Here is a 20,767-nt window from a genome sequence, read left to right on the forward strand (position 1 = left end):
TTGAAGGTGTTGCCGGGGGCACATCCCTTTTTCGTTTTAGCGATCTGGCACAAACGGCCGCCCCAAAGAAGCCGGTGTGTTCACCATTGTCAGTCGCCGATTGCGGGAGATTAGAACAAGCACCACGATCGTCGCCAGATAGGGAAGCGAAGAAAGTAGCTGCGAGGGCACGCCTATCCCCAGGGCTTGCGCATGCAACTGGCCGATCGAGACCGCGCCGAACAGATAAGCGCCGGCAAGCACGCGCCATGGACGCCATGACGCAAAGACAACCAGTGCCAGCGCGATCCAGCCGCGGCCGGCGGTCATGTTCTCGATCCACTGCGGCGTGTAGACCAGCGACAGATAGGCACCCGCCAGCCCCGCGCAGGCGCCGCCGAACATCACCGCCAGATAGCGGATGCCGATGACATTGATGCCGAGTGCGTGGGCCGAGGTGTGGTTGTCGCCGACGGAGCGCAGCGTCAGGCCGGCGCGCGAGCGGAACAGGAACCAGGCGACGCCGGCAGTGAGGATGATCGAGAGGTAGAAAAGCGGGTCCTGGCCGAACAGCAATTTGCCGACGAACGGAATGTCGGTGAGGTACGGGATATAGAGATAGCTCATCTTGACGCCGGGCTGGCCGACGAAACCCTCACCGAGCATGCCGGAAAGTCCGAGCCCGAGCAGCGTCAGCGCAAGGCCGGTGGCCACCTGGTTGGTTACCAGCGTCAGGGTGAGGAACCCGAACAGCAGCGAAAACAGCGCGCCGACCATGATGGCGGCCAGCACGCCTAGCCACGGCGATCCAGTGGCCAGCGCGACGCCGAAGCCGGTCACCGCGCCCATCACCATCATGCCCTCGACGCCGAGATTGAGTACGCCGGAGCGCTCGACCACCAGTTCCCCAACGGAGGCGATCAGCAGCGGCGTTGCTGCTGTCGCTATGGTGATCAGGATGGATTCAAACATTTTGAGCGGCCTCCCACGTCTTGGCCGGCGCGCCGATGAAACGTATGCGGTAGTGGATCAGCGTGTCGCAGGCGAGCACGAAGAACAGAAGCATGCCCTGGAAGGCGCGGACAACCTTGTCGGAAACGCCGATCGAGATCTGCGCCGCCTCGCCGCCCAGATAGGAAAGCGCCAGCACCAGCCCCGCGGCGACGATGCCGAGCGGATTGAGGCGGCCGAGGAAGGCCACGATGATCGCCGCGAAGCCGTAGCCGGGCGAGATCGTCGGCCGCAACTGGCCGATGGCGCCGGAGACTTCGGAGATGCCGGCGAGGCCGGCAAGGGCGCCCGATACGATAAAGACGAAGAACACCATCTTTGACGCCGAGAAGCCGGCGAACTTGCCCGCCCGCGGGCTCTGGCCGAGCACCTTGACCTCGAAGCCTTTCAGGGTACGCGACAGCATGAACCACAGCACCACGGCGGCGACCAGCGCGAACACGAAACCCCAGTTGGCGCGACCGGAAGCCGCCCAGATTTCCGGCAGCACTGCATATTCGTGGAAGTTGCGCGTCTCCGGAAAATTCATGCCCTCCGGATTGCGCCAGGGGCCGCGCACCAGCCAGTCGAGGAAAAGCTGCGCCACGTAGACCAGCATCAGGCTGGTCAGGATCTCGTTGGTGTTGAAGCGCGCCTTGAGGAAAGCAGGGATAGACGCATAGGCGGCGCCACCCACCATGCCCATGATCAGCATCAACGGCAGCACGGCCCAGTTCTGGAACTGCGGAAACAGCACCGGCAGGATCGAGCCGGCGATGGCACCGATGGTGAACTGTCCTTCGGCGCCGATATTCCAGTTGTTGGAGAGGTAGCAGACCGAAAGTCCAACCGCGATCAGGATCAGGGGTGCTGCCTTGATCGCCAGTTCATGTAGCGACCAGACCTCGCGCAGCGGGTCGACGAAGTAAAAATAAAGCGCATCGACGGGATTCTTGCCAAGCAGTGAAAACATGATGGCGCCGGCAATCAGCGTCAGGCCGAGAGCGATGAACGGAGAAAGCGCGCTGAAGAGCCTCGATTGTTCCGGACGCTTGACGAGTTCGATCCGCATCACGCCACCTCAAGCACGCGCTCGGCATGGCCGGGTTCGGCGCCCCCCATCAAGAGGCCGACCTTTTCCAGCGTCGCCTCGGCTCGCGGCAGCGGCTTCGACAGTTCGCCATTGTGCATGACGGCGATCAGGTCTGAAATCTCGAAGAGTTCATCGAGATCCTGGCTGATGACCAGCACCGCTGAGCCGCTGCGCGCCAGTTCGATCAGTGCCTGGCGGATACGCGCGGCGGCGCCCGCATCGACGCCCCAGGTCGGCTGGTTGACCACCATCACAGCCGGCTGGCGGTCGAGTTCGCGTCCGATGATGAATTTCTGCAGATTGCCGCCTGAAAGGGCCGCGGCTTCGGGGTCAACGGCGCTCTTGCGGACGTCCATTGCCGCGATGATGCGCTGCGCGGCAAACTTCACGGCGCCACTATGCACCAAGCCGGCGAGACCGAGGAATGCTTTCCTGTCGGTGGTGTGGCGCGACAAAAGCAGGTTTTCGGAAAGCCGCATGCGCGGCGCCGCACCATGGCCGAGCCGTTCTTCCGGCACGAAGGCCGCGCCCAGCAGCCGGCGCCCGGATATAGACAGGCGCCCGGCATCCTTGCCGCGAATGCGGATCGCCCCGGCATCGTCCTGCAGGGCCTCGCCGGAAACCGCCTCGAAAAACTCCCCCTGCCCGTTGCCGGCGACACCGGCGATGCCGATCACTTCGCCGGCGCGGACGTCGAGCTTGATGTCGCGCAGCGGGATCGAAAACGGTGTTGCCGGCTTGCGGCTGAGATTGCGGATTTCGAGCAACACGCTGGCCTTTTCGATGCCTTCCGAGGGTGGCCGCACCACGGCTTTCACTTCGTTGCCGACCATCATGCGGGCCAGCGAAGCGGCTGTTTCCTTGCGCGGGTCGCAATGGCCGACCACCTTGCCATGCCTGAGCACGGTGGCGCGGTCGCACATGCGCTTCACCTCCTCGAGGCGATGCGAGATGTAGAGGATCGACTTGCCTTCCGAACGCAGCCGCTCGAGCGTCTCGAACAGCTTGTCAGCCTCCTGCGGCGTCAGCACCGAAGTCGGCTCGTCGAGGATGATCAGTTCCGGCGTCTGCAGCAGGCAGCGGATAATCTCGATGCGTTGCCGCTCGCCGACCGACAGATCGCCGACCAGCGAATAGGGATCGAGCGGCAGGCCGTAGCTGTAGGAAAGCGCCTTAGCCTTGGCCGCGATCGTGCTGATCGGCGTGTCCTCGTTCAGCGACAGGGCGATGTTTTCAGCCGCCGTCAGCGCTTCGAACAACGAAAAGTGCTGGAAAACCATACCGATGCCGAGTTTTTTTGCGGCGTGCGGGTTGGCGATGCGGACAGGCTGTCCATTCCACAAGATCTCGCCCGAGTATGGTTCGAGCGTGCCGAACAGCATCTTGACCAGCGTCGACTTGCCCGCACCGTTCTCGCCGAGCAATGCGTGAATCTCGCCCTTCGCGATCGTCAGGTCGATCGCGTCGCAGGCTTTCAGGGCTCCAAAAATCTTGGTGAGGCCGCGAACCTCAAGCAGGTTCACGGTTTCGCTGCCGTGCAGAGCACCCACAGTACCTCCAATCTGGTTTCCAGATATGTTTTATGTTCCCGCCGCATCGTAGGCGCGCTTTGTGCGCAACGCAAAGTGCAGGCCATCTTGAAAGAGCTTCAAGAATTTCAGCGGAAGCTCATGGAATCAGCACTGTCGTTCCAGTGGTCTTGCGGGCTTCGAGATCGGCATGTGCCCGGCCGACCTCTTTGAGGGCGAAACGCTGGTTGATCTTGATCTCGACGATGCCTTTCGATACCACGTCGAACAGCGCTTCCGCGGAAGCCACCAAGGCTTCCCGCTTCGCATTGTAGACGAACAGGGTCGGCCGCGTGGCGTAGAGCGAACCTTTCTGTGCGAGCAACGCCATGTTGAATGGCGGAATTGGCCCTGAAGACTGGCCGAAGCTGGCAAAAAGCCCGAATGGCTTCAGGCAGTCCAGAGAGCCCGGGAACGTGTCCTTGCCGACCGAATCGTAGACGACGTCGCAGAGCTTGCCGCCGGTGATCTCCTTCACGTCGGCGACAAAATCCCGGTCGCGATAATTGATGACGTGGTCAAAGCCGTGCGCCTTGGCCAGTTCGATCTTATCGGCCGAGCCCGCGGTACCGATGACGGTTGCGCCAAGATGTTTTGCCCACTGGCCAAGGATGAGACCGACCCCGCCTGCGGCGGCGTGGAAGAGGATGGTGTCACCCGCCTTCACCTTGAAGGTGCGGCGCAGAAGATATTCGGCGGTCATACCCTTGAGCATCATGGCTGCGGCCTGCTCGTCGGAAACGCCGTCCGGGATCTTCACCAGCTTTTCGGCGGCGATAGTGCGCTGCTCACAATAGGCGCCGAGCCCGACCGCGTAGGCGACGCGGTCACCGACTTTCAGATCGGAAACGCCCTCGCCCAATTCGAGCACCACGCCGGCAGCTTCGCCGCCCGGAATGAGCGGCAGTCCTTTCGGTGCGGCGTACAGGCCGGTCCGATAATAAACGTCAATGAAATTCAAGCCGATGGCCGTGTGCCGGATCAGCACTTCGCCCTTGCCGGGCTTACCGGGATCGGCATCGACATAGTGCAGGGCTTCGGGACCGCCGTGGGCGGTGATGTGAATCGCTTTGGACATGATTTTCAGGTCTTCTTCAGGCCGAGGGTTGGGAAAAGCTGCATAACGCCGCCGATGACGAACAGGTAGACGCCGGTGACGGTGATGCCGATCTTGGTGATGAGGCCGGCATGTTCGCCGAGCACACCGATCTGGTTATAGAACTGCGCCATCGCGGATTGGGCCAAAGCGAGCGCTCCGAATGCGCACCACAAAAGCGTCATGCCGAGATTGAGCGGCCGCAGCCGCACCACGCGGACGGGATGCAGGAAATTCACCGGCACGAATGTCAGGATACCGGCGATGACGACAACCGCGAAGGACACCCACTGCCCGGGTTCGATGACGAAGAGCGTGAACACGACCATGTTCCAGACGACAGGAAAGCCCTTGAAGAAGTTCTCCTTCGTCTTCATGCCGGTATCGGCGTAGTAGATGGCGCTCGATACGACGATGATCGCTGCCGACAGGAACGACAGCCCCTCGCCCATGAAACCGCGCTGGTAGAGCGCGAAGGCCGGGATGATGACATAAGTCACGTAGTCTATGATGTTGTCGAGGAGTTCGCCCGACCATGTTGGCAGGACTTCCTTAACCTCGAGCTTGCGCGCGATCGGCCCGTCGATGCCGTCCACCAACAGCGCCAGGCCCAGCCATAGGAACATCAACGTCCAGTTCTCTTCGCTTGCCGCCACCAGCGAGAGGAAAGCCAGGAACGAACCGGACGCGGTCAACAGGTGAACCGAAAACGCCCTCGCCTGCGGCCAAGTGACCTTCTTTTTGGGCAGTGGGATGCGCTCCGCGAGCTTCTTGCCGCTTGCCTTCATGGCGTCTGTGCGTTTGCTCACGGACCGCGCCAGTCCAGCTTGCAGATTTCTGCCGAACGGCCGGCGAAATTCCAGTTGCGACCGAAGGCGCGCAGCCGGCTCTTGTCGGATTTCGCCACGATGATTTCCGGGGCGATCCAGTATTCCGAATTGGTGATCACCGTGTCGCCATCGCGGCTCTTGCCGGGGATGGGCGTCACGGCGCCGTCGATGATCTTCGGAATCTGGAAGATGCGTGTCTTGTCCTTCGTCTCGTAGGCGATCGGCACCTGCTCGACGCCGAGGAACTTGCCGACCAGGATCGAAAGCAGCGAGGTCGTGCCCCCTGCCTTGCCGGTGAATATCTTGCTGATCGCCTTGACCGCGTAGATGGAGGCGCGCTGGTCGATGAACAGGCCGGCGGTCCAGTTGCCGCGGCTCATATAGCCCGGGATTTCCATGATCAGGCCGAGATTGAGGCCGGAAAGGTCGACGTCGCCGAAATGACCGGCGTCGATGCGGAACCCCGCCCAGGTCTGGCAATAACCTTCGGTCGGCGGATGGCCGCCGAGCGACAGCACGCAGGGGCAAAACACCGTGCAATTGCAGGAGAGGACGAGTTCCCCCTTCATCGCCCAGCTCTGCTCTTTCATGATCGCGTCCCTCGTCGTCAGGCGGAGATTAATAGCAGCGCCGCCGCCCATACAAGCAGTATCGCACCGGCGAGCCTGCCCGGAAGCCTGCCGGGAACGTGTTTTTCAACCAGGGTGAACAGCGCGATGAGTGCCATCCAGAAGACATTCATCAACCCGACTGCGAACATCACCAGCATCAGCGCCCAGCAACAGCCGAGGCACCACATACCCTGGTCGACCCCGAGCCGGAAAATACGCGACGGCTTCACGCTCCAGCGCGAAAACAACGTGGCGAAGGGATTGGCGCATTTTTTCAGGCAGCTCTCCTTGAGGCCGCTGAACTGGTAAAGCCCGGCAACAAGCAAGGCGGCAGCCCCGGCGATGCCCTGCACGGGTGCAAACGCGACAGCGGCGGATCCTGCCTGCACCGCCAGCGACAGCCCTGCGAACCCCAGCGATGCGCCAAGCCAGACGGCGAGATAGCCAGCGACGAGAACCAGTGGATGCACGACCGGCTCGCCCTTTGCCCGCGCCGTATCGGCGATTTCGCAATAGGTCCGCACCAGCGGCGCCGCGGAAGGCAGCATCATTGCCAGCGACATCAGGAACCACATCGCGGAAAGTGCCGCGAAACTGGCGAAAAGCGAACCATCCACCGTCGCGGGCGTCAGGCAAAGCTGCAGGAAACGATCGAGAAAACCGGGCAACGGCGGAACCGGCAAGGCTTGCAGGAGTTGGCCGCCAGGCCCCGTGGTTCCTGGAGCGATCGTCGCGTTGCGCGCCGACATCGCGATCAGCACGAACCATGCCAGCCCGATCGCCAACCCCAGCACGAGGTTGGCGGCAAAGCGCGGCCGCCGTGCGATCGCGGCGGTTGCCTGGCCGGCGTGGTCGAGATGGTCGAATCTGCCGTTTTCGTCCGCCATGACACCTGTTGGGATGAAACGCCGCGTTGATGCGACAGGCCATGCTGCCATATACGAAGGGTGGTTCCTGTTCCACCCGCTGCACCTGAAGCGCAACCGCCGGTCACCGTCTTGAGCAACAAAACCCAACCCAGGATTCTTGTAGCCGGCACCGGCCCAGCCGGACTTATCGCTGCGCTGGCGCTGGCCAGGGCCGGCTTCGGCATAACGCTCATCGGTCCGGAAGTCCGCAAGGACGACCGGCGCACGACTGCATTGATGATGCCGGCGATCCAGTTTCTCGACGGCCTCGGCATCATCGAACCGATTCGCACGAAAACGGCGCCGCTGCGTGTCATGCGCATCGTTGATGCCACGAAAAGGCTGATCCGCAGCCCGGTCGTCACGTTCCGCGCCAGTGAAATCGGCGGGCAAGCGTTCGGGCTGAACATCCCCAACGGTGTGCTGAACGATGCGCTGGAGGTCTCTATTAACGCGGAACCAGGTGTCGAATGGCGCAAGACTTTGGTGACGCGCTGGGAATTTGCCGACGACACGATCACCGCCGTTCTGGAAGACGGCTCCTCTGCGACCGGATCCCTCGCAGTTGCCGCCGATGGCAGGGCGTCGACGGCGCGGGAGGCCGCCGGCATCACCACGACGACGCATCGTTACGAGCAGGCCGCGCTGGTGCTCACCTTCTCGCACAGCCGCGGCCATGCGGATACGTCGACCGAGTTCCATACCGAGACCGGGCCGTTCACCCAGGTACCTCTGCCCGGAGACCGCTCGAGCCTCGTCTGGGTGGCGACGCCGGCGGAAGTCGACGAGTTGGCCGCTCTGGACGAGGCCGAATTGTCGCGTCGTGTCGAAGATCGCATGCAATCCATGCTCGGCCGCGTGGCGGTGGAACCCGGGCGTCAAATCTATCCTCTGTCGGCCGGTTTGCCGGCGCGTTTCGCCCAGAACCGCGTCGCCCTGATCGGCGAAGCAGCCCATATCTTCCCGCCGATTGGCGCCCAGGGGCTAAACCTCGGTATAAGGGACGTCCAGGAACTCATTGATATCGTATCGAAGAACACCGATGATCCAGGCTCAAAAGCCGCACTGGCGGCTTACGATCGCCGCCGCCGCCCAGACATCTTTGCACGCACGGGGGCGGTGAACCTGCTCAACCTGTCACTGCTGTCGAATGTCATCCCGGCGCAATTGGCGCGCAGCGCCGGCCTCACGGTGCTGGGCGGCTTTGCGCCGCTGCGGGCCCTGTTCATGCGCGAAGGCTTACGTCCCGGCAGCGGGTTGCGTTCGGTGTTTTCCGATCTAAGGGAACAGATCCGGCGGTAAGACACCGCTTTTGATCATATAGAGCAACGCCGTCACGGTGCCGACCGAAAGCACGGTGGTGAGCAGGATGCTCGCCGAAGCGCGCTGCACCCAGACGCCGTACTGCTGGGCGATCACGAAGACATTGGTGGCCGTCGGCAATGCGGCGAGCAAAACCGCCGAAAACAGCCAGATTTCGGAAAAATTGCCGGCCCAGCTCAGGACCACGTAGCAGAGCAGCGGGTGGCATATGAGCTTCAGCGCCGCGATTAGTCCAAGTTCGCGCGGCACGCGGTTGAGCGGACGCAAGGCCAGCGTCACGCCCATCGCAAACAGCGCGCAGGGCGCGGCTGCGCGCGCCAGATAATCGAGTAGCCGCTCGATGGGCATTGGCGGCTGGAACTCCAGATAGGCGGCAAGGACACCGACTGCCGTCGCGATGATGAAGGGATGCAGCACGATCTTCTTCAGGACACTGAGCACCAGCGCGCCGGGAGACGCCTTTTCGCCGCCGGACAGCGCCATCATCATCGGCGCGATGGCGAAATGCATGATGTTCTCGAAGCAGAAGATCAGCGCCACCGGCACCGCTGCCTCCTCGCCAAAGGCGAGCAATGCGAGCCCCGGACCCATGTAGCCGATGTTTCCGTAGGCGGCGGCGAGCCCCTTGATCGTCGATTCGGCGATTGCGCCGCGCGATGCGACCACCGAGATCGAGAACATCAGCGAAAAGATGACGAAGGTCGAGAACACCGAACCGAAGATATAGCTCCACTCGGTCAGCCGCTCGATCGGCGTCTTGGCGAGAAGCTGGAAAAACAGCGCCGGCAGGGCCACATAGATGATGAAGGTATTCATCCAGCCCAGCGCTTCGAGCGGCTGCCGTGTTATGCGCGCCACGGCAAAGCCCAGAAAAATGAGCCCGAAGAACGGCAACACCAGCCCGATGACGTCTGTCATGACCACCTGCGCGGGAAAACTTTCCGTCGCGCTATCGCGTTGCTGAACAGCGCGTCAAGGGCAAGCGGGATTGAATTGATGGGCCGGCTGCGCCAAATAGCGCGAGAGGTTTGTGCTATGAATGACATGAAGACCGCAAAATTCAGGATCGGCCAGGTGGTCAAGCACCGGCTGTTTCCGTTCCGTGGCGTCATTTTCGACGTCGACCCGCAATTCAACAACACCGACGAATGGTATGAAGCGATCCCGGCCGAAGTCCGGCCGCGCAAGGACCAGCCGTTCTACCACCTGCTCGCCGAAAATTCCGAGACCGAATACATTGCGTATGTGTCTGAGCAGAACTTGCTTGAGGACGAGACCGGCGAACCGGTCCGCCATCCGCAGTTGCGGGAGATGTTCAACAAGGCGCCGGACGGCAGCTATGCGCCGAAGGATCGGGCGCGCCACTAGCCGAGCCAGGAACTCTTAAAAGAAAAGCGGGGCTTTGGCCCCGCTTTTTCATTTCAGGATATCCGGCCGGTCGATCAGTTGCCGGCCTTCGCCTTGTCCTGCTCTTCCTTGAGCTTCTTGGCGAAATCCTCGTTGTTCTTGGACACGAAATCCTGCAGCTTCTTCTGGCGGTCCTCGATGTCCGACTGCTGCATCGCTTCGCCATCATAGGCGCCGGTAAAGCCCTTGAGCGACACCTTGATAGGGTTCGGCTGGTTCTGGAAGTTGACCGAGGTCAAGGTGATCTCCTGGCCCTTCTTGAAGGAGGCGACCAGCTGGTCGGAAAGTGCCGCTTCCGCGACGCAGCGGTCCGGGAAGCAGATCACGTAGTCGAGCTTCTGGGCCTTGCCGCCGTCGATCTGCAGGCCAATGCCCGGAGGCACCAGACGGCCGCTCGGCACCGAAACCTGGAAGACCTTGCGGTTCACCTTGCCCTTGAGCTCAATCATGCTGACGCCGGTGACCATCTGGCCCGTGCTGGCGACAGTGATGTTCTGAACGTTGCAGATGTCCACGTCTTCCTGCTTCGAACAGGCCTTGAACCAACCCTGCGGCACCTGCTGCTGCTGCTGGGGCTGTTGCTGAGCCATCGCCGGCGAGAGATTTGCAGCTAGCAATCCCACCACGCCTGCAGCCATGACCGAAAAAGGAGCGTTGGGTTTCAGGCTCGCCATTGTCTAGAAATCCTCTCAAAGAAATTCGGATCCGGCCCGAAGCCGGAGTTCCCCGCTAAGTGTTGCCCAAATGAGGCAAGAGAATGACTCTTGCGGGCGTGTTACACCGCATGGAGCCGCGAATCCAGCCGCAAAAAGCACGGATTCGCGGCTCCATGCGGTTCTCGCGGGCAAACCCGCCGCATCATGCTAGGTTCGTCGCCGAATCACGATTTTCGGCCGGGACGGAGGTTTGACCATGCGCCATCTTTTGTCTGCGCTGTTTTCGGTCGCCCTTGCCCTGGGCGCCGCAACCGGTGCATCGGCCGAACCGAAGCATGCGATCGCGATGAATGGCGAGCCCGCGTTGCCCGCCGATTTTTCGCACTTTACCTACGCGAACCCCGACGCGCCGAAGGGCGGAAGCATCAGCTATTGCGTGGTCGGCAGCTTCGACAACCTGAACCCGTTCATCATCAGGAGCCTGCGCACCACCGCCCGCGGCGTCATCGACACCATCTTCGGAAACCTGGTTTTCGAATCGCTCATGCAGCGCAATTTCGACGAGGCGTTTTCGCTTTACGGACTGATTGCCGAGTCCATCGACATCTCGCCGGATCGCAAGGTTGCCGAGTTCAATCTGAACCCGAAGGCAAAATGGTCCGATGGCGAACCGGTGACGCCGGACGACGTGATCTTCACCTATGAGGTCTACACGGAGAAAGGCCGCCCGCCCTACAGCGACCGCATGAAGAAGATCGAAAAGATCGAAAAGACCGGCGACCACAGTGTGCGCTTTACCTTCAACGAAAATTCGGATCGAGAATTTCCCCTGATCGTGGCGATGACGCCGATCGTGCCGAAGCACATTTTCAGCAAGGAGACCTTCGACGAGACGACGCTGGAGCCGGTGACCGGCAGCGGGCCTTATCGGATCGCGAAGGTCGTCCCCGGGCAGCGGATCGTTTTCGAACGCAACCCGGACTACTGGGCAAAGGATCTGCCCGCCAAGCGCGGCTTCGACAATTACGACCGCATCACGATCGAATATTTCCTCAATGCCAACGCGCAATTCGAGGCCTTCAAGAAGGGTCTTTGCGCCATCCAGACCGAAGCCGATCCGGTCAAGCGGGAGCGCGATTTCGATTTCCCGGCAGTGAAGAATGGCGAGGTCGTAATGAAGGCCTTCGAAAGCGGCCTTCCGCCGGTGGTCACCGGCTTCCTGTTCAATACCCGTTTGCCCAAATTTTCCGATGTCAGGGTGCGCCGAGCGCTCGGCATGCTCTACGATTTCGAGTGGGCGAACCGGAACTTTTTCGGCGGGCAATATCAGCGTACCATAAGTTACTGGCAGAATACCGAACTGTCGGCTCTGGGACGCCCGGCGGACGATATCGAGCGCGCGCTGCTCGCTCCCTTCCCGGACAGGGTCTTGCCCGAAGTGATGGACGGAACCTATCGCCCGCCCGAGACCGACGGTTCGGGCCGCGATCGGCTTTCGCTGAAAGCAGCTTTGAATTTGCTGAAGGCTGCCGGCTATTCCCTCAGCGGCCGACAGTTGCTCGACCCTTCCGGCCAGCCTTTCAGTTTCGAGATACTCACTGCGTCGCAGAGCGAGGAGCGGCTGGCGACGATCTATCAGCGCACGCTGGAGAAAATCGGGATACGGATGGACATCCGGTCGCTCGAAGCCGATCAGATCCAGATGCGCAAGCAGCGGTTCGATTTCGAGGCGCTGATCGGCACCACCGGTTTCCAGGGGACCCTCTCCCCGGGGATCGAACTTTTATACCGCTGGGGTTCCGAATCCCGGGACGCCGAGGGATCGTTCAACCTTGCGGGCGCCGCCGACCCGGCGATCGACGCCGTCATCGAGGCGATACTCAACGCCGATAGCAAGGAAAAGTATGTCGCCGCGGTGCGCGCGCTCGACCGCCTGCTGATCTCCGGGGCATACATGGTGCCTATGCAGCACGATACGCGGCAGTTTCTCGCTTACTGGAACTATCTGGAACATCCCGAAAAGACACCCATATTCGGCTATCAGCTGCCCACCTGGTGGCGCAAGACCAACTGACCCGAAGGAACCGTCATGAGCGAGCGCCAGTCCATCACCGTCGATGTCGTGTCCGACGTCGTCTGCCCGTGGTGCTTCATCGGCCAGAAGCGGCTGGACAAGGCGGTCGCGGCCGTGCCTGAGGTTGCCGTCGACATCCGCTGGCGGCCCTATCAGCTCGATCCGACGATCCCGCCTGAGGGCAAGGACCGCAAGCAATACATGCTGGCCAAGTTCGGCAATGAGGAACGTATCCGCGAGATTCACCAGCGGATCGAGCCGCTCGGCGCCGCGGAAGGCATCGTTTTCGATTTCGGCGCCATCAAGGTAGCCCCCAACACGCTGGATGCTCACCGCGTCATCCGCTGGGCCGGCACGGCGGGCGACGGTGTCCAGAACCGGCTGGTGCGCCGCCTCTTCCAGCTCAATTTCGAAGAAGGCGCCAACATCGGCGATCAGGCTGTGCTTCTCGAGGCCGCGCGCGAAAGCGGCATGGACGTCGCCGTGGTCGAGGCGCTGCTGCCGACCGATGCCGACCGCGACGCGGTCTCGAGCGAGATTGCGACGGCGGGGCGGATGGGCATCACAGGGGTGCCCTGCTTCCTGCTGGAAGGCAAATATGCCGTCATGGGTGCGCAGGATGCGGAAACGCTCGCCGACGCCATCCGCCAGGTCGCGGCGGAGAAAGTGAGAGACGAGGTGGTGGGTTGACCCATCCGCCGCCTATCGCTGGTTCGGGTCAGATTCCCTGCGCATTGACGTTCTCGACGAAGGAAGCGGAGCTATAGCTTAGTCTCCGGTTTTGGCTTTGCGACCGGAAGCGCTTGATCCCCAAGCTTTTTGATCAGCTTCGGGCGGATTTCTTTCAGGTTGCGAAAGAACGGCTTGATGTTGTCATTGCCGTAGGCACGTTTGCTGATCCCAACAAGCATTGCACCAGTTCTGCCATTTGCCCCTTTGTGGGGAACATACCGATAGGCATTCCACTCGACTAGAACCCCTCCGGATGTATCTGTTCCGCTCATAACGAAGTCGAGTATGATTTCCCCGGTTTGCTGGTTCTGAAAGACGTCCCTGTTTACCACAGGATCGGTCGCTTTCCGTTGATCGAGCAGGGTAACCATGGTGCCTACGGCACTCTTGATGTCCGTGCCGTTCTCGTACACATCGATCAAGAGCATCTCGGTATATGCATCGAAGCTGTTTCCCTGTGTTTCTGGGAAATATTCTTGTCTGTATCTATCCGGCCCGAGAACGGTACTCCATCCAAGTGTGTACGTCGTGCCGTCAAAGACGATGGGGCCTGGTATGTCCAGATAATCGACAACGTCTTCAGACCGCGCCGCAGTAGACATCGCCAGAATTGCCGCGGTGATTGCTAACAGTCGAATTGCGGCGGCAAAAGCCGATTGCATTCCCATGGGAAGCCTCCTTGGCGGGTCGCAATGAGAAGCTACATCAAATGATGTCGCAGACAACCTTAAGCTGCCGCCTTCTCCGCCAGCCGCGCCAGTTGCGTCATCACCACCGCTGCACCCGCCAGCCGCTTCTCCGGGTTCGGCCAGTCGCGGATGAAAACGACGCTCTGGTCGGGCCTGATCTTCGCCAGCGAACCCTGCTCGCCGATGAAGCGCACCAGTGCGGTTGGGTCGGCGAATTCCCGCTTGCGGAAGTGGATGACGACCCCCTTCGGGCCAGCATCCAGCTTCTCGACATTGGCCTTGCGGCAGAGCGCCTTGATGTAGACGATCTTCAGGAGGTGCTCGACCTCGTCCGGAAGCGATCCGAAACGGTCGATCAGCTCGGCGCCGAAGGCGTCGATTTCCTCGGGGGTCTCCAGGTCGCCCAGACGGCGATAGAGAGCTAGCCGAAGCTGCAGGTCGGGTACATACGCTTCGGGGATCATCACCGCGGTACCGACGGTGATCTGCGGCGACCAGCCGCCCTCGGTCGTCTCGGGGCTGCCGCGTATCTCGGCCACCGCCTCTTCGAGCATCTGCTGGTAGAGTTCGAAGCCGACCTCCTTGATATGGCCGGATTGTTCCTCGCCAAGCAGATTGCCGGCGCCGCGGATGTCGAGGTCATGACTGGCGAGTTGGAAGCCGGCGCCGAGCGTGTCGAGCGATTGCAGCACTTTCAGCCGCCGGTCCGCGGTATCGGTCAGCTTGCGGTTGGCCGGCAGCGTGAACAGCGCATAGGCGCGTACCTTCGATCGACCCACCCTGCCCCGCAGCTGATAGAGCTGCGCCAGGCCGAACATGTCGGCGCGGTGCACGATCAGCGTGTTGGCAGTCGGGATGTCGAGTCCGGATTCGACGATCGTGGTCGACAAAAGCACGTCGTACTGCCCGTCGTAGAAGGCATTCATGATGTCGTCGAGTTCGCCCGCCGCCATCTGTCCGTGGGCGACGCCGACCTTCAGCTCCGGCACCGATTCCTGCAGGAACTGATGGATTTCCGCGAGGTCCGAGATGCGCGGCACGACGTAGAAGGAATGGCCGCCGCGATAGCGCTCGCGCAGCAGCGTTTCGCGGATGACCAGCGGATCGAACGGCGAGATGAACGTCCTGACCGCCATGCGGTCGACCGGCGGTGTGGCGATCAGCGACAGTTCGCGCACTCCGGTCAGCGCCAGTTGCAGGGTACGCGGGATCGGCGTCGCCGACAGCGTCAGCACATGCACGTCGCTCTTCAGGTCCTTCAGCCGTTCCTTGTGTTTGACGCCGAAATGCTGCTCCTCGTCGATGATCAGCAGGCCGAGGTTCTTGAAGGAGATCGATGCGCCGAGCAGCGCGTGGGTGCCGACGACGATGTCGACCGTGCCTTCGGCGATGCCTTTCTTGGTCTCGGCCAGCTCCTTGGAACCGACCAGCCGCGATGCCTGCCGCACCTGGACCGGCAAGCCGGCAAAACGCTGCGAAAACGTCTTGAAGTGCTGGCGGGCGAGCAGCGTGGTCGGGACCACGATGGCGACCTGGAAGCCTTCCATCGCTGCGATGAAGGCCGCGCGCAGCGCCACCTCGGTCTTGCCGAAGCCGACATCGCCGCAGATCAGCCGGTCCATCGGCTTGCCGGCGCCGAGATCGTCGACCACCGCGTCGATGGCGTTCTGCTGGTCGTCGGTCTCTTCGTAGGGGAAACGCGCGGAAAACTCGCCGTAGAGCCCGTCCGCCGGGTTCATCGCGGGGGCCGCGCGCATCTGCCGCTCGGCGGCGATGCGGATCAACTGTCCCGCCATTTCGAGCAGCCGCCGCTTGAGCCGCGCCTTGCGCGACTGCCAGGCGCCGCCGCCGAGCTTGTCGAGGTGGGCTTCCGCCGAATCCGAACCGTAACGCGACAGGAGTTCGATGTTTTCGACCGGCAGGAACAGCCGGTCGTCGCCGGCATAATGGATTTCGACGCAATCGTGCGGCGCGCCCATCGCCTCGATGGTGCGCAGGCCGATGAAGCGGCCGATGCCGTGATCGGCATGCACAACGATATCGCCGGCAGCAAGCGATGCCACCTCGGAAATAAAATCGGCGGCGCGCTTGCGCTTCTTCGAACGCCGCACAAGCCGGTCGCCCAAAATGTCCTGCTCGGCGACGACGATGAATTTTTGCGCGTCGAATCCGGTTTCCAGCGGCAACACTGCGAGGGCCGCCTGCCCCGGTTCGAGTTTTTCGACCTCCGCCAGCGTGTTGACGCGCTGCAGATTGCCGAGATGGTGCTCTTCCAGGATCTGGGTCAGTCGGTCTAGCGAGCCCTCGGTCCAGCCAGCGACAATGACGCGCTGCCTGGCGGCACGCATGGTGGAAATATGTTTCACCACCGCATCGAAAACATTGGCGTTCGGATCTGCGCGCTCTTCCGCGAATGTGCGGCCGTGCTTCGATCCGGCATGGAAGACGCGCGTTTCGCTGGTTTCCGGCGTATCGAACGGGGTCAACTCAATTGCGGAGCGATCAGCAAGCGATCCGACCACGTCGTCCGGGGACAGATAAAGCAAATCCGGCGGCACCGGCTTGTAGGGCACGGCATCCTTCAGCGCGCCCTCTGCTCCGCGCTTGCGCGCCTCGTAATAGTCGAGGATCAGCGTGTGCCTCTCGGTGAGCGCCTCGCGCGCCAGATGATCGAAGACGACCGGCGCGCCCGGCAGATAGTCGAAAACCGTGTCGAGCCGGTCGTAGAAGAACGGCAGCCAATGTTCCATACCGGCAAAACGCCGGCCTTCGCTCACGGCCGCATACAGGCCGTCCTCGCGCGACGGGGCGCCGAACGCCTCGATGTAGGAACGGCGAAACCGGCTGATCGTTTCCGGCGTCAGTGCCACCTCGCTCATTGCCTGCAGCGTCAATGACTTGCGCTGGCCGGTGGTGCGCTGGGTCGCGACATCGAAGGAACGGATCGATTCCAGTGTGTCGCCGAAGAAATCGAGCCGCAGCGGCTCCGGCGTGCCCGGCGCATAAAGGTCGAGAATGCCGCCTCGCACGGCGAACTCGCCGACATCGCGAACCGTCGCCACCCGCTCGAAACCGGAGTTCTCAAGGCGGCCGATCAGCTGGTTCATCTCGACCTGCCCGCCGGAGCGCGCATGGAAGGTCATCGCCTCGATGACGCTTGCAGGCGGAATCCGCTGCAAAACGGCATTGGCGGTGGTCAGGATCACAGCGCGGTGCGGCTTCTCCTGCAACGCGATCATCGCCGCCAATGCGTCTAGGCGGCGGGCGGCGGCATCCGAACCGGGCGACACGCGGTCATAGGGCAAGCAGTCCCAGGCCGGGAATTCGAGCACCGGCAGTTCCGGCGCGGCGAAAGCGAGTGCCTCGACGATCGCCGGCAGCCGCTGTCCGTCGCGAGCGACGAAGATCATAGGCCCGTCGCCGCCGATTTCGGCCGCAAGTGCCGCCAGCGCAAAAGCTTCGTAGCCATCGGCGACGCCGTCTACGATGGCGCGGCCGTTGCGGCTCCTGGAAATGCCGATGGGGTCGATAAGGCTCATGTCAGTTGCGGAAATTCATGGCCTGGCGGAACGCCAGGACTTTCAGGAGAATATCGGTCCGGCTTGTTTCGGGGATCGCGCGTTCGCCGGTGATCCAGGGCAACAGCTCGGTGTCGGAAATGTCGAGAAGCATCTCATATTGTTCGATTTCGGCTTCGGTCAAGGCGCTGATCTCGGCGTCGGCGAAGCTTCCAAGAATCAGATCCATCTCGCGCATGCCGCGATGCCAGGATCGGAACAGAAGCTTGCGCCGCCGGGCATCCAGTCCTTCGCTCGATCGCGTCATGCCGGTCATCGTCGTTTTCCCATGAAAGCGGCGCATATAGCGTGGATGTCGGCCCCTGTCAGCCTTGCATGAACCGCCGGCCTGCATAAGTTGGCGGCATGCGCCCTTCCCTGCTCGATCCGCTGTTCGTTCCCCTGACCTCGCTCGAAGGCGTCGGCCCGAAAGTCGCGGACATGATCGAGAAGGTCGTGCCCGCCGACCTTACCGACCGGCGCGGTCGGGCCGGCGATCTCCTGTTCACCTTGCCGCATTCCATCATCGACCGCCGCAACCGCCCCGGTATCGCGTTTTCGCCGGCAGGCGCCATCGTCACCCTCGACCTGCGCGTCGACCGTCATCAGCCGGCACCGCGCGGCAATCGCTCGGTGCCGTACCGGGTCTATGCGCACGACGACACCGGCGAGATCGGCCTGACCTTTTTCCACGCGCATGCTGCCTATCTGGAGAAAGCCATGCCGGTCGGCGAAAACATCGTCGTCAGCGGCCGCATGGAATGGTTCAACGGCCGCCCCACCATGGTGCATCCGGATCACATCGCATTGGCAGGCCAGGCCGACGGCCTGCCCCTGCTGGAGCCGGTCTATCCGCTGACAGCGGGACTGTCCTCCAAGGTGCTGCGCCGCGCCATCGGCCAGGCGCTGGCACGGCTTCCGCAGCTTCCGGAATGGCTGGATGCCGACATAAAGCGGCGCCAGACGTTTCCGCTGTTCGATGAAGCACTGCAGCGTCTGCACAATCCCGCCGACCCGATCGACGTTTCACCGGAAAATCCTGCCTGGCGGCGGCTCGCCTATGACGAACTGCTGGCCGGGCAGATCTCGCTGGCGCTGGTCAGGGCGCGCACGCGGCGCCTCTCCGGCCGGCCGCTGAAAGGCGACGGCCGCATCGTCGAACATCTGCGGGCAGCACTTCCCTATTCGCTGACGCGCTCACAGGAACAGGCACTGGCCGAGATCAACGCGGATCTGGCGAGTTCCGACCGCATGCTGCGCCTGCTGCAGGGCGATGTCGGCTCCGGCAAGACGGTGGTCGCGCTGCTCGCAATGGCCCGTGCCGTCGAAGCCAGCGGCCAGGCGGCACTAATGGCGCCGACGGAAATCCTCGCCCGCCAGCATTTCGCCACCATAACGCCGCTTACAGCGCGCGCCGGGTTGACCACCGCCATTCTCACCGGCCGCGAAAAAGGCCGCGAGCGTGCGGAAATCCTGGCCGGACTGGAAAGCGGCGCGATCAACATCGTCGTCGGCACCCATGCACTCTTCCAGGAACCGGTGGTCTACCGCGACCTGGTCCTGGCGATCGTCGACGAACAGCACCGTTTCGGTGTCCACCAGCGGCTGGCGATCACCGCCAAGGGCGACGCGCCCGACATGCTGGTGATGACGGCGACGCCGATCCCGCGCACGCTCGTGCTGACCGCTTTCGGCGACATGGACGTCTCGCGGCTAACTGAAAAACCGGCTGGCCGCCAGCCGATCCGCACGGTGACCTTGCCGCTCGACCGTCTCGACGAGTTGATCGGCCGCATGAGCGATGCGATCGCCGACGGCCAGAAGATCTACTGGATCTGCCCGCTCGTCGAGGAATCCGAAGAAATAAAGCTGATGTCGGCCGAGGATCGCCACGCGATGCTGCAGTCGATCTTCGACGATCCTGTCGGTCTCGTGCATGGCCGCATGAAAGGCGCCGAAAAGGACGAGGCGATGCGCGCCTTCAAGGCCGGCGAAACCCGCATCCTGGTTGCCACGACGGTGATCGAGGTCGGCGTCGACGTGCCCGACGCCACCATTATCGTGATTGAACATGCCGAGCGGTTCGGGCTCGCCCAGTTGCATCAGCTGCGTGGCCGTGTCGGCCGCGGCGACAAGCCGTCGTCATGCGTGCTGCTCTACAAGGATCCGCTCGGCGAGACGGCCAAGCGCCGGCTCTCGGTGATGCGCGAAACCGAGGACGGGTTTTTGATCTCCGAGGAGGATCTTAAGCTGCGCGGCGAGGGCGAAGTGCTCGGCACCCGCCAATCGGGTACGCCCGGCTTCCAGATCGCCCGCATCGAGTTTCATGCCGATCTTCTGGAAACTGCCCGCGACGATGCGCGGCTTCTGCTCTCGCGCGATCCCGAACTGCAAACCGAGCGGGGCGTTGCGATCCGGCTGCTGCTTTATCTTTTCGGCCGCGACGAGGCGGTGCGCCTGCTCCGCGCCGGCTGAGCCGGCGCCTCGACTGTCGGCTTGTTGGCCGGCGGCGGGGTTTCGGGCACCACAGAAAGCTTCTGTTTTGCCAGAGCCTCCTTGGCCAATGCCTTGGTTTTATTCTTGTATTCCGGCCCAACCAACCCTGCCGATATCAGCAGTTTGGCGGCGTCCTCGACGCTCATTTCGAGCGGGATAACGTCCTTTTCAGGCACGTAGAGCAGATAGCCGGTCGTCACATTGGGCGTGATCGGGCGGAACACGGCGATCGTCTTGCCTTCCCGCTCTTCCAGTGCATCGCTGATCTCGCTGTCTTCCTGCGCGGCAATGAAAACGATCGACCACGAGCCCTTGCGCGGATATTCGAACAGCCCGACCTTGCTGAAAAGCTCGGTGCGATGCGCCAGCACCGTCTCGAAGATCTGCTTCAGCCCGCTGTAGACGTTGCGCACCAGCGGCATGCGATTGAGCAGCTTTTCGCCATAGGAAACGATCGAACGCCCGATGATGTTGGCGGTCAGGAAGCCGATCAGCGTGATCATCACCAGCGCCACGATCAGGCCGAAGCCGGGCACCGCGAATGGCAGATAGTTGTCCGGATTATAGCGCCCTGGAATGTAGGGCTTCACCCATGAGTCGACCCAGTGGATCACGCTCCACGAAAGGTATGCGGTGATCGCCAGCGGTGCGCACACGATGATGCCGGTCAGGAAGTAATTCCTGAGTTTGGTCATACCGGAAATGGAGGTGGCTGGCGTCGACATTAGCCTTCAATAACATTGTGCGCCGCAACAAGG

At 62.2% G+C, this 20,767-nt stretch carries 18 protein-coding genes; 5 read left to right on the top strand and 13 right to left on the bottom strand.

What is annotated here, in order from left to right; all coding sequences use genetic code 11:
* Positions 1-36: 36 nt before the first annotated feature.
* The 7 genes from OHD58_RS16815 to OHD58_RS16845 all read right to left on the bottom strand — a co-directional run bounded on the left by OHD58_RS16815 (position 37) and on the right by OHD58_RS16845 (position 7,054).
* A complete protein-coding gene (locus OHD58_RS16815; protein ID WP_263804566.1) occupies positions 37-951 on the bottom strand; it encodes an ABC transporter permease in 915 nt (304 codons plus the stop codon).
* Positions 944-2,041 (bottom strand): ABC transporter permease, encoded by a 1,098-nt coding sequence (locus tag OHD58_RS16820; RefSeq protein ID WP_263804567.1) that lies wholly within the window; start codon positions 2,039-2,041, stop codon positions 944-946. The genes OHD58_RS16815 and OHD58_RS16820 overlap by 8 nt, the downstream gene beginning before the upstream one ends.
* On the bottom strand, positions 2,041-3,624 hold the full coding sequence (locus OHD58_RS16825) for an ABC transporter ATP-binding protein (RefSeq protein WP_263804701.1): 1,584 nt from the start codon (positions 3,622-3,624) through the stop codon (positions 2,041-2,043). The genes OHD58_RS16820 and OHD58_RS16825 overlap by 1 nt, the downstream gene beginning before the upstream one ends.
* Positions 3,625-3,730: 106 nt before the next feature.
* Positions 3,731-4,708 carry a quinone oxidoreductase family protein gene (locus OHD58_RS16830; protein WP_263804568.1) on the bottom strand — a complete coding sequence of 326 codons (978 nt, stop codon included), beginning with the start codon at positions 4,706-4,708 and terminating at the stop codon, positions 3,731-3,733.
* Between the two features lie 5 nt (positions 4,709-4,713).
* Positions 4,714-5,514 carry a phosphatidylcholine synthase gene (pcsA, locus tag OHD58_RS16835; protein WP_263804702.1) on the bottom strand — a complete coding sequence of 267 codons (801 nt, stop codon included), beginning with the start codon at positions 5,512-5,514 and terminating at the stop codon, positions 4,714-4,716.
* A 17-nt stretch (positions 5,515-5,531) separates the two neighbouring features.
* Positions 5,532-6,146, bottom strand: coding sequence for a DUF1326 domain-containing protein (locus OHD58_RS16840; protein ID WP_263804569.1), 615 nt, complete (start codon positions 6,144-6,146; stop codon positions 5,532-5,534).
* Positions 6,147-6,163: 17 nt separating this feature from the next.
* A complete protein-coding gene (locus OHD58_RS16845; RefSeq protein WP_263804570.1) occupies positions 6,164-7,054 on the bottom strand; it encodes a DUF2182 domain-containing protein in 891 nt (296 codons plus the stop codon).
* A 111-nt stretch (positions 7,055-7,165) separates the two neighbouring features.
* Here OHD58_RS16845 and OHD58_RS16850 point away from each other — a divergent pair, with 111 nt between their 5' ends.
* Entirely contained in the window at positions 7,166-8,377 is a 1,212-nt protein-coding gene (locus OHD58_RS16850) for a UbiH/UbiF family hydroxylase (protein WP_263804571.1), read from the top strand.
* Here OHD58_RS16850 and OHD58_RS16855 read toward each other — a convergent pair.
* Positions 8,354-9,316, bottom strand: coding sequence for an AEC family transporter (locus tag OHD58_RS16855; protein WP_263804572.1), 963 nt, complete (start codon positions 9,314-9,316; stop codon positions 8,354-8,356). The two genes, OHD58_RS16850 and OHD58_RS16855, sit on opposite strands and share 24 nt — an antisense overlap.
* 126 nt (positions 9,317-9,442) lie before the next feature.
* Between OHD58_RS16855 and hspQ the strand changes: the two genes are divergently transcribed.
* Positions 9,443-9,766: a heat shock protein HspQ gene (hspQ, locus tag OHD58_RS16860; protein ID WP_263804703.1), complete on the top strand. Its 324-nt coding sequence runs from the start codon at positions 9,443-9,445 to the stop codon at positions 9,764-9,766.
* 74 nt (positions 9,767-9,840) lie between these two features.
* Here hspQ and OHD58_RS16865 read toward each other — a convergent pair whose 3' ends face one another.
* A complete protein-coding gene (locus OHD58_RS16865; protein WP_263804573.1) occupies positions 9,841-10,479 on the bottom strand; it encodes an invasion associated locus B family protein in 639 nt (212 codons plus the stop codon).
* Between the two features lie 238 nt (positions 10,480-10,717).
* Between OHD58_RS16865 and OHD58_RS16870 the strand changes: the two genes are divergently transcribed.
* A complete protein-coding gene (locus tag OHD58_RS16870) occupies positions 10,718-12,535 on the top strand; it encodes an extracellular solute-binding protein (protein ID WP_263804574.1) in 1,818 nt (605 codons plus the stop codon).
* Positions 12,536-12,550: 15 nt separating this feature from the next.
* Positions 12,551-13,225: a DsbA family oxidoreductase gene (locus OHD58_RS16875; protein WP_263804575.1), complete on the top strand. Its 675-nt coding sequence runs from the start codon at positions 12,551-12,553 to the stop codon at positions 13,223-13,225.
* Positions 13,226-13,296: 71 nt separating this feature from the next.
* Here OHD58_RS16875 and OHD58_RS16880 read toward each other — a convergent pair whose 3' ends face one another.
* From OHD58_RS16880 to OHD58_RS16890, 3 genes are read right to left on the bottom strand one after another with little or no spacing between them, the layout of a single operon-like run.
* Positions 13,297-13,935 (bottom strand): hypothetical protein, encoded by a 639-nt coding sequence (locus OHD58_RS16880; RefSeq protein WP_263804576.1) that lies wholly within the window; start codon positions 13,933-13,935, stop codon positions 13,297-13,299.
* Positions 13,936-13,994: 59 nt separating this feature from the next.
* A complete protein-coding gene (gene mfd / locus OHD58_RS16885) occupies positions 13,995-17,495 on the bottom strand; it encodes a transcription-repair coupling factor (RefSeq protein ID WP_263804577.1) in 3,501 nt (1,166 codons plus the stop codon).
* 1 nt (position 17,496) lies between these two features.
* Entirely contained in the window at positions 17,497-17,790 is a 294-nt protein-coding gene (locus tag OHD58_RS16890; RefSeq protein WP_263804578.1) for a succinate dehydrogenase assembly factor 2, read from the bottom strand.
* Positions 17,791-17,879: 89 nt separating this feature from the next.
* Between OHD58_RS16890 and recG the strand changes: the two genes are divergently transcribed.
* Positions 17,880-19,988, top strand: a complete 2,109-nt coding sequence (recG, locus tag OHD58_RS16895; protein WP_263804579.1) for an ATP-dependent DNA helicase RecG — start codon at positions 17,880-17,882, stop codon at positions 19,986-19,988.
* Here recG and OHD58_RS16900 read toward each other — a convergent pair.
* Positions 19,940-20,734, bottom strand: coding sequence for a DUF502 domain-containing protein (locus tag OHD58_RS16900; protein WP_263804580.1), 795 nt, complete (start codon positions 20,732-20,734; stop codon positions 19,940-19,942). The two genes, recG and OHD58_RS16900, sit on opposite strands and share 49 nt — an antisense overlap.
* Positions 20,735-20,767: the final 33 nt, after the last annotated feature.

The sequence above is a fragment of the Mesorhizobium sp. ZC-5 genome (genome assembly GCF_025753855.1).
In the GTDB taxonomy this organism is placed as follows: domain Bacteria; phylum Pseudomonadota; class Alphaproteobacteria; order Rhizobiales; family Rhizobiaceae; genus Neomesorhizobium.

Coding starts and splice junctions, on each gene's coding strand:
- OHD58_RS16815 (WP_263804566.1), bottom strand. CDS start 951: ATGTTTGAATCCATCCTGATCACCATAGCGACAGCAGCAACGCCGCTG.
- OHD58_RS16820 (WP_263804567.1), bottom strand. CDS start 2,041: ATGCGGATCGAACTCGTCAAGCGTCCGGAACAATCGAGGCTCTTCAGC.
- OHD58_RS16830 (WP_263804568.1), bottom strand. CDS start 4,708: ATGTCCAAAGCGATTCACATCACCGCCCACGGCGGTCCCGAAGCCCTG.
- pcsA (WP_263804702.1), bottom strand. CDS start 5,514: ATGAAGGCAAGCGGCAAGAAGCTCGCGGAGCGCATCCCACTGCCCAAA.
- OHD58_RS16840 (WP_263804569.1), bottom strand. CDS start 6,146: ATGAAAGAGCAGAGCTGGGCGATGAAGGGGGAACTCGTCCTCTCCTGC.
- OHD58_RS16845 (WP_263804570.1), bottom strand. CDS start 7,054: ATGGCGGACGAAAACGGCAGATTCGACCATCTCGACCACGCCGGCCAG.
- OHD58_RS16855 (WP_263804572.1), bottom strand. CDS start 9,316: ATGACAGACGTCATCGGGCTGGTGTTGCCGTTCTTCGGGCTCATTTTT.
- hspQ (WP_263804703.1), top strand. CDS start 9,443: ATGAAGACCGCAAAATTCAGGATCGGCCAGGTGGTCAAGCACCGGCTG.
- OHD58_RS16865 (WP_263804573.1), bottom strand. CDS start 10,479: ATGGCGAGCCTGAAACCCAACGCTCCTTTTTCGGTCATGGCTGCAGGC.
- OHD58_RS16870 (WP_263804574.1), top strand. CDS start 10,718: ATGCGCCATCTTTTGTCTGCGCTGTTTTCGGTCGCCCTTGCCCTGGGC.
- OHD58_RS16875 (WP_263804575.1), top strand. CDS start 12,551: ATGAGCGAGCGCCAGTCCATCACCGTCGATGTCGTGTCCGACGTCGTC.
- OHD58_RS16880 (WP_263804576.1), bottom strand. CDS start 13,935: ATGGGAATGCAATCGGCTTTTGCCGCCGCAATTCGACTGTTAGCAATC.
- mfd (WP_263804577.1), bottom strand. CDS start 17,495: ATGAGCCTTATCGACCCCATCGGCATTTCCAGGAGCCGCAACGGCCGC.
- OHD58_RS16890 (WP_263804578.1), bottom strand. CDS start 17,790: ATGACCGGCATGACGCGATCGAGCGAAGGACTGGATGCCCGGCGGCGC.
- recG (WP_263804579.1), top strand. CDS start 17,880: ATGCGCCCTTCCCTGCTCGATCCGCTGTTCGTTCCCCTGACCTCGCTC.
- OHD58_RS16900 (WP_263804580.1), bottom strand. CDS start 20,734: ATGTCGACGCCAGCCACCTCCATTTCCGGTATGACCAAACTCAGGAAT.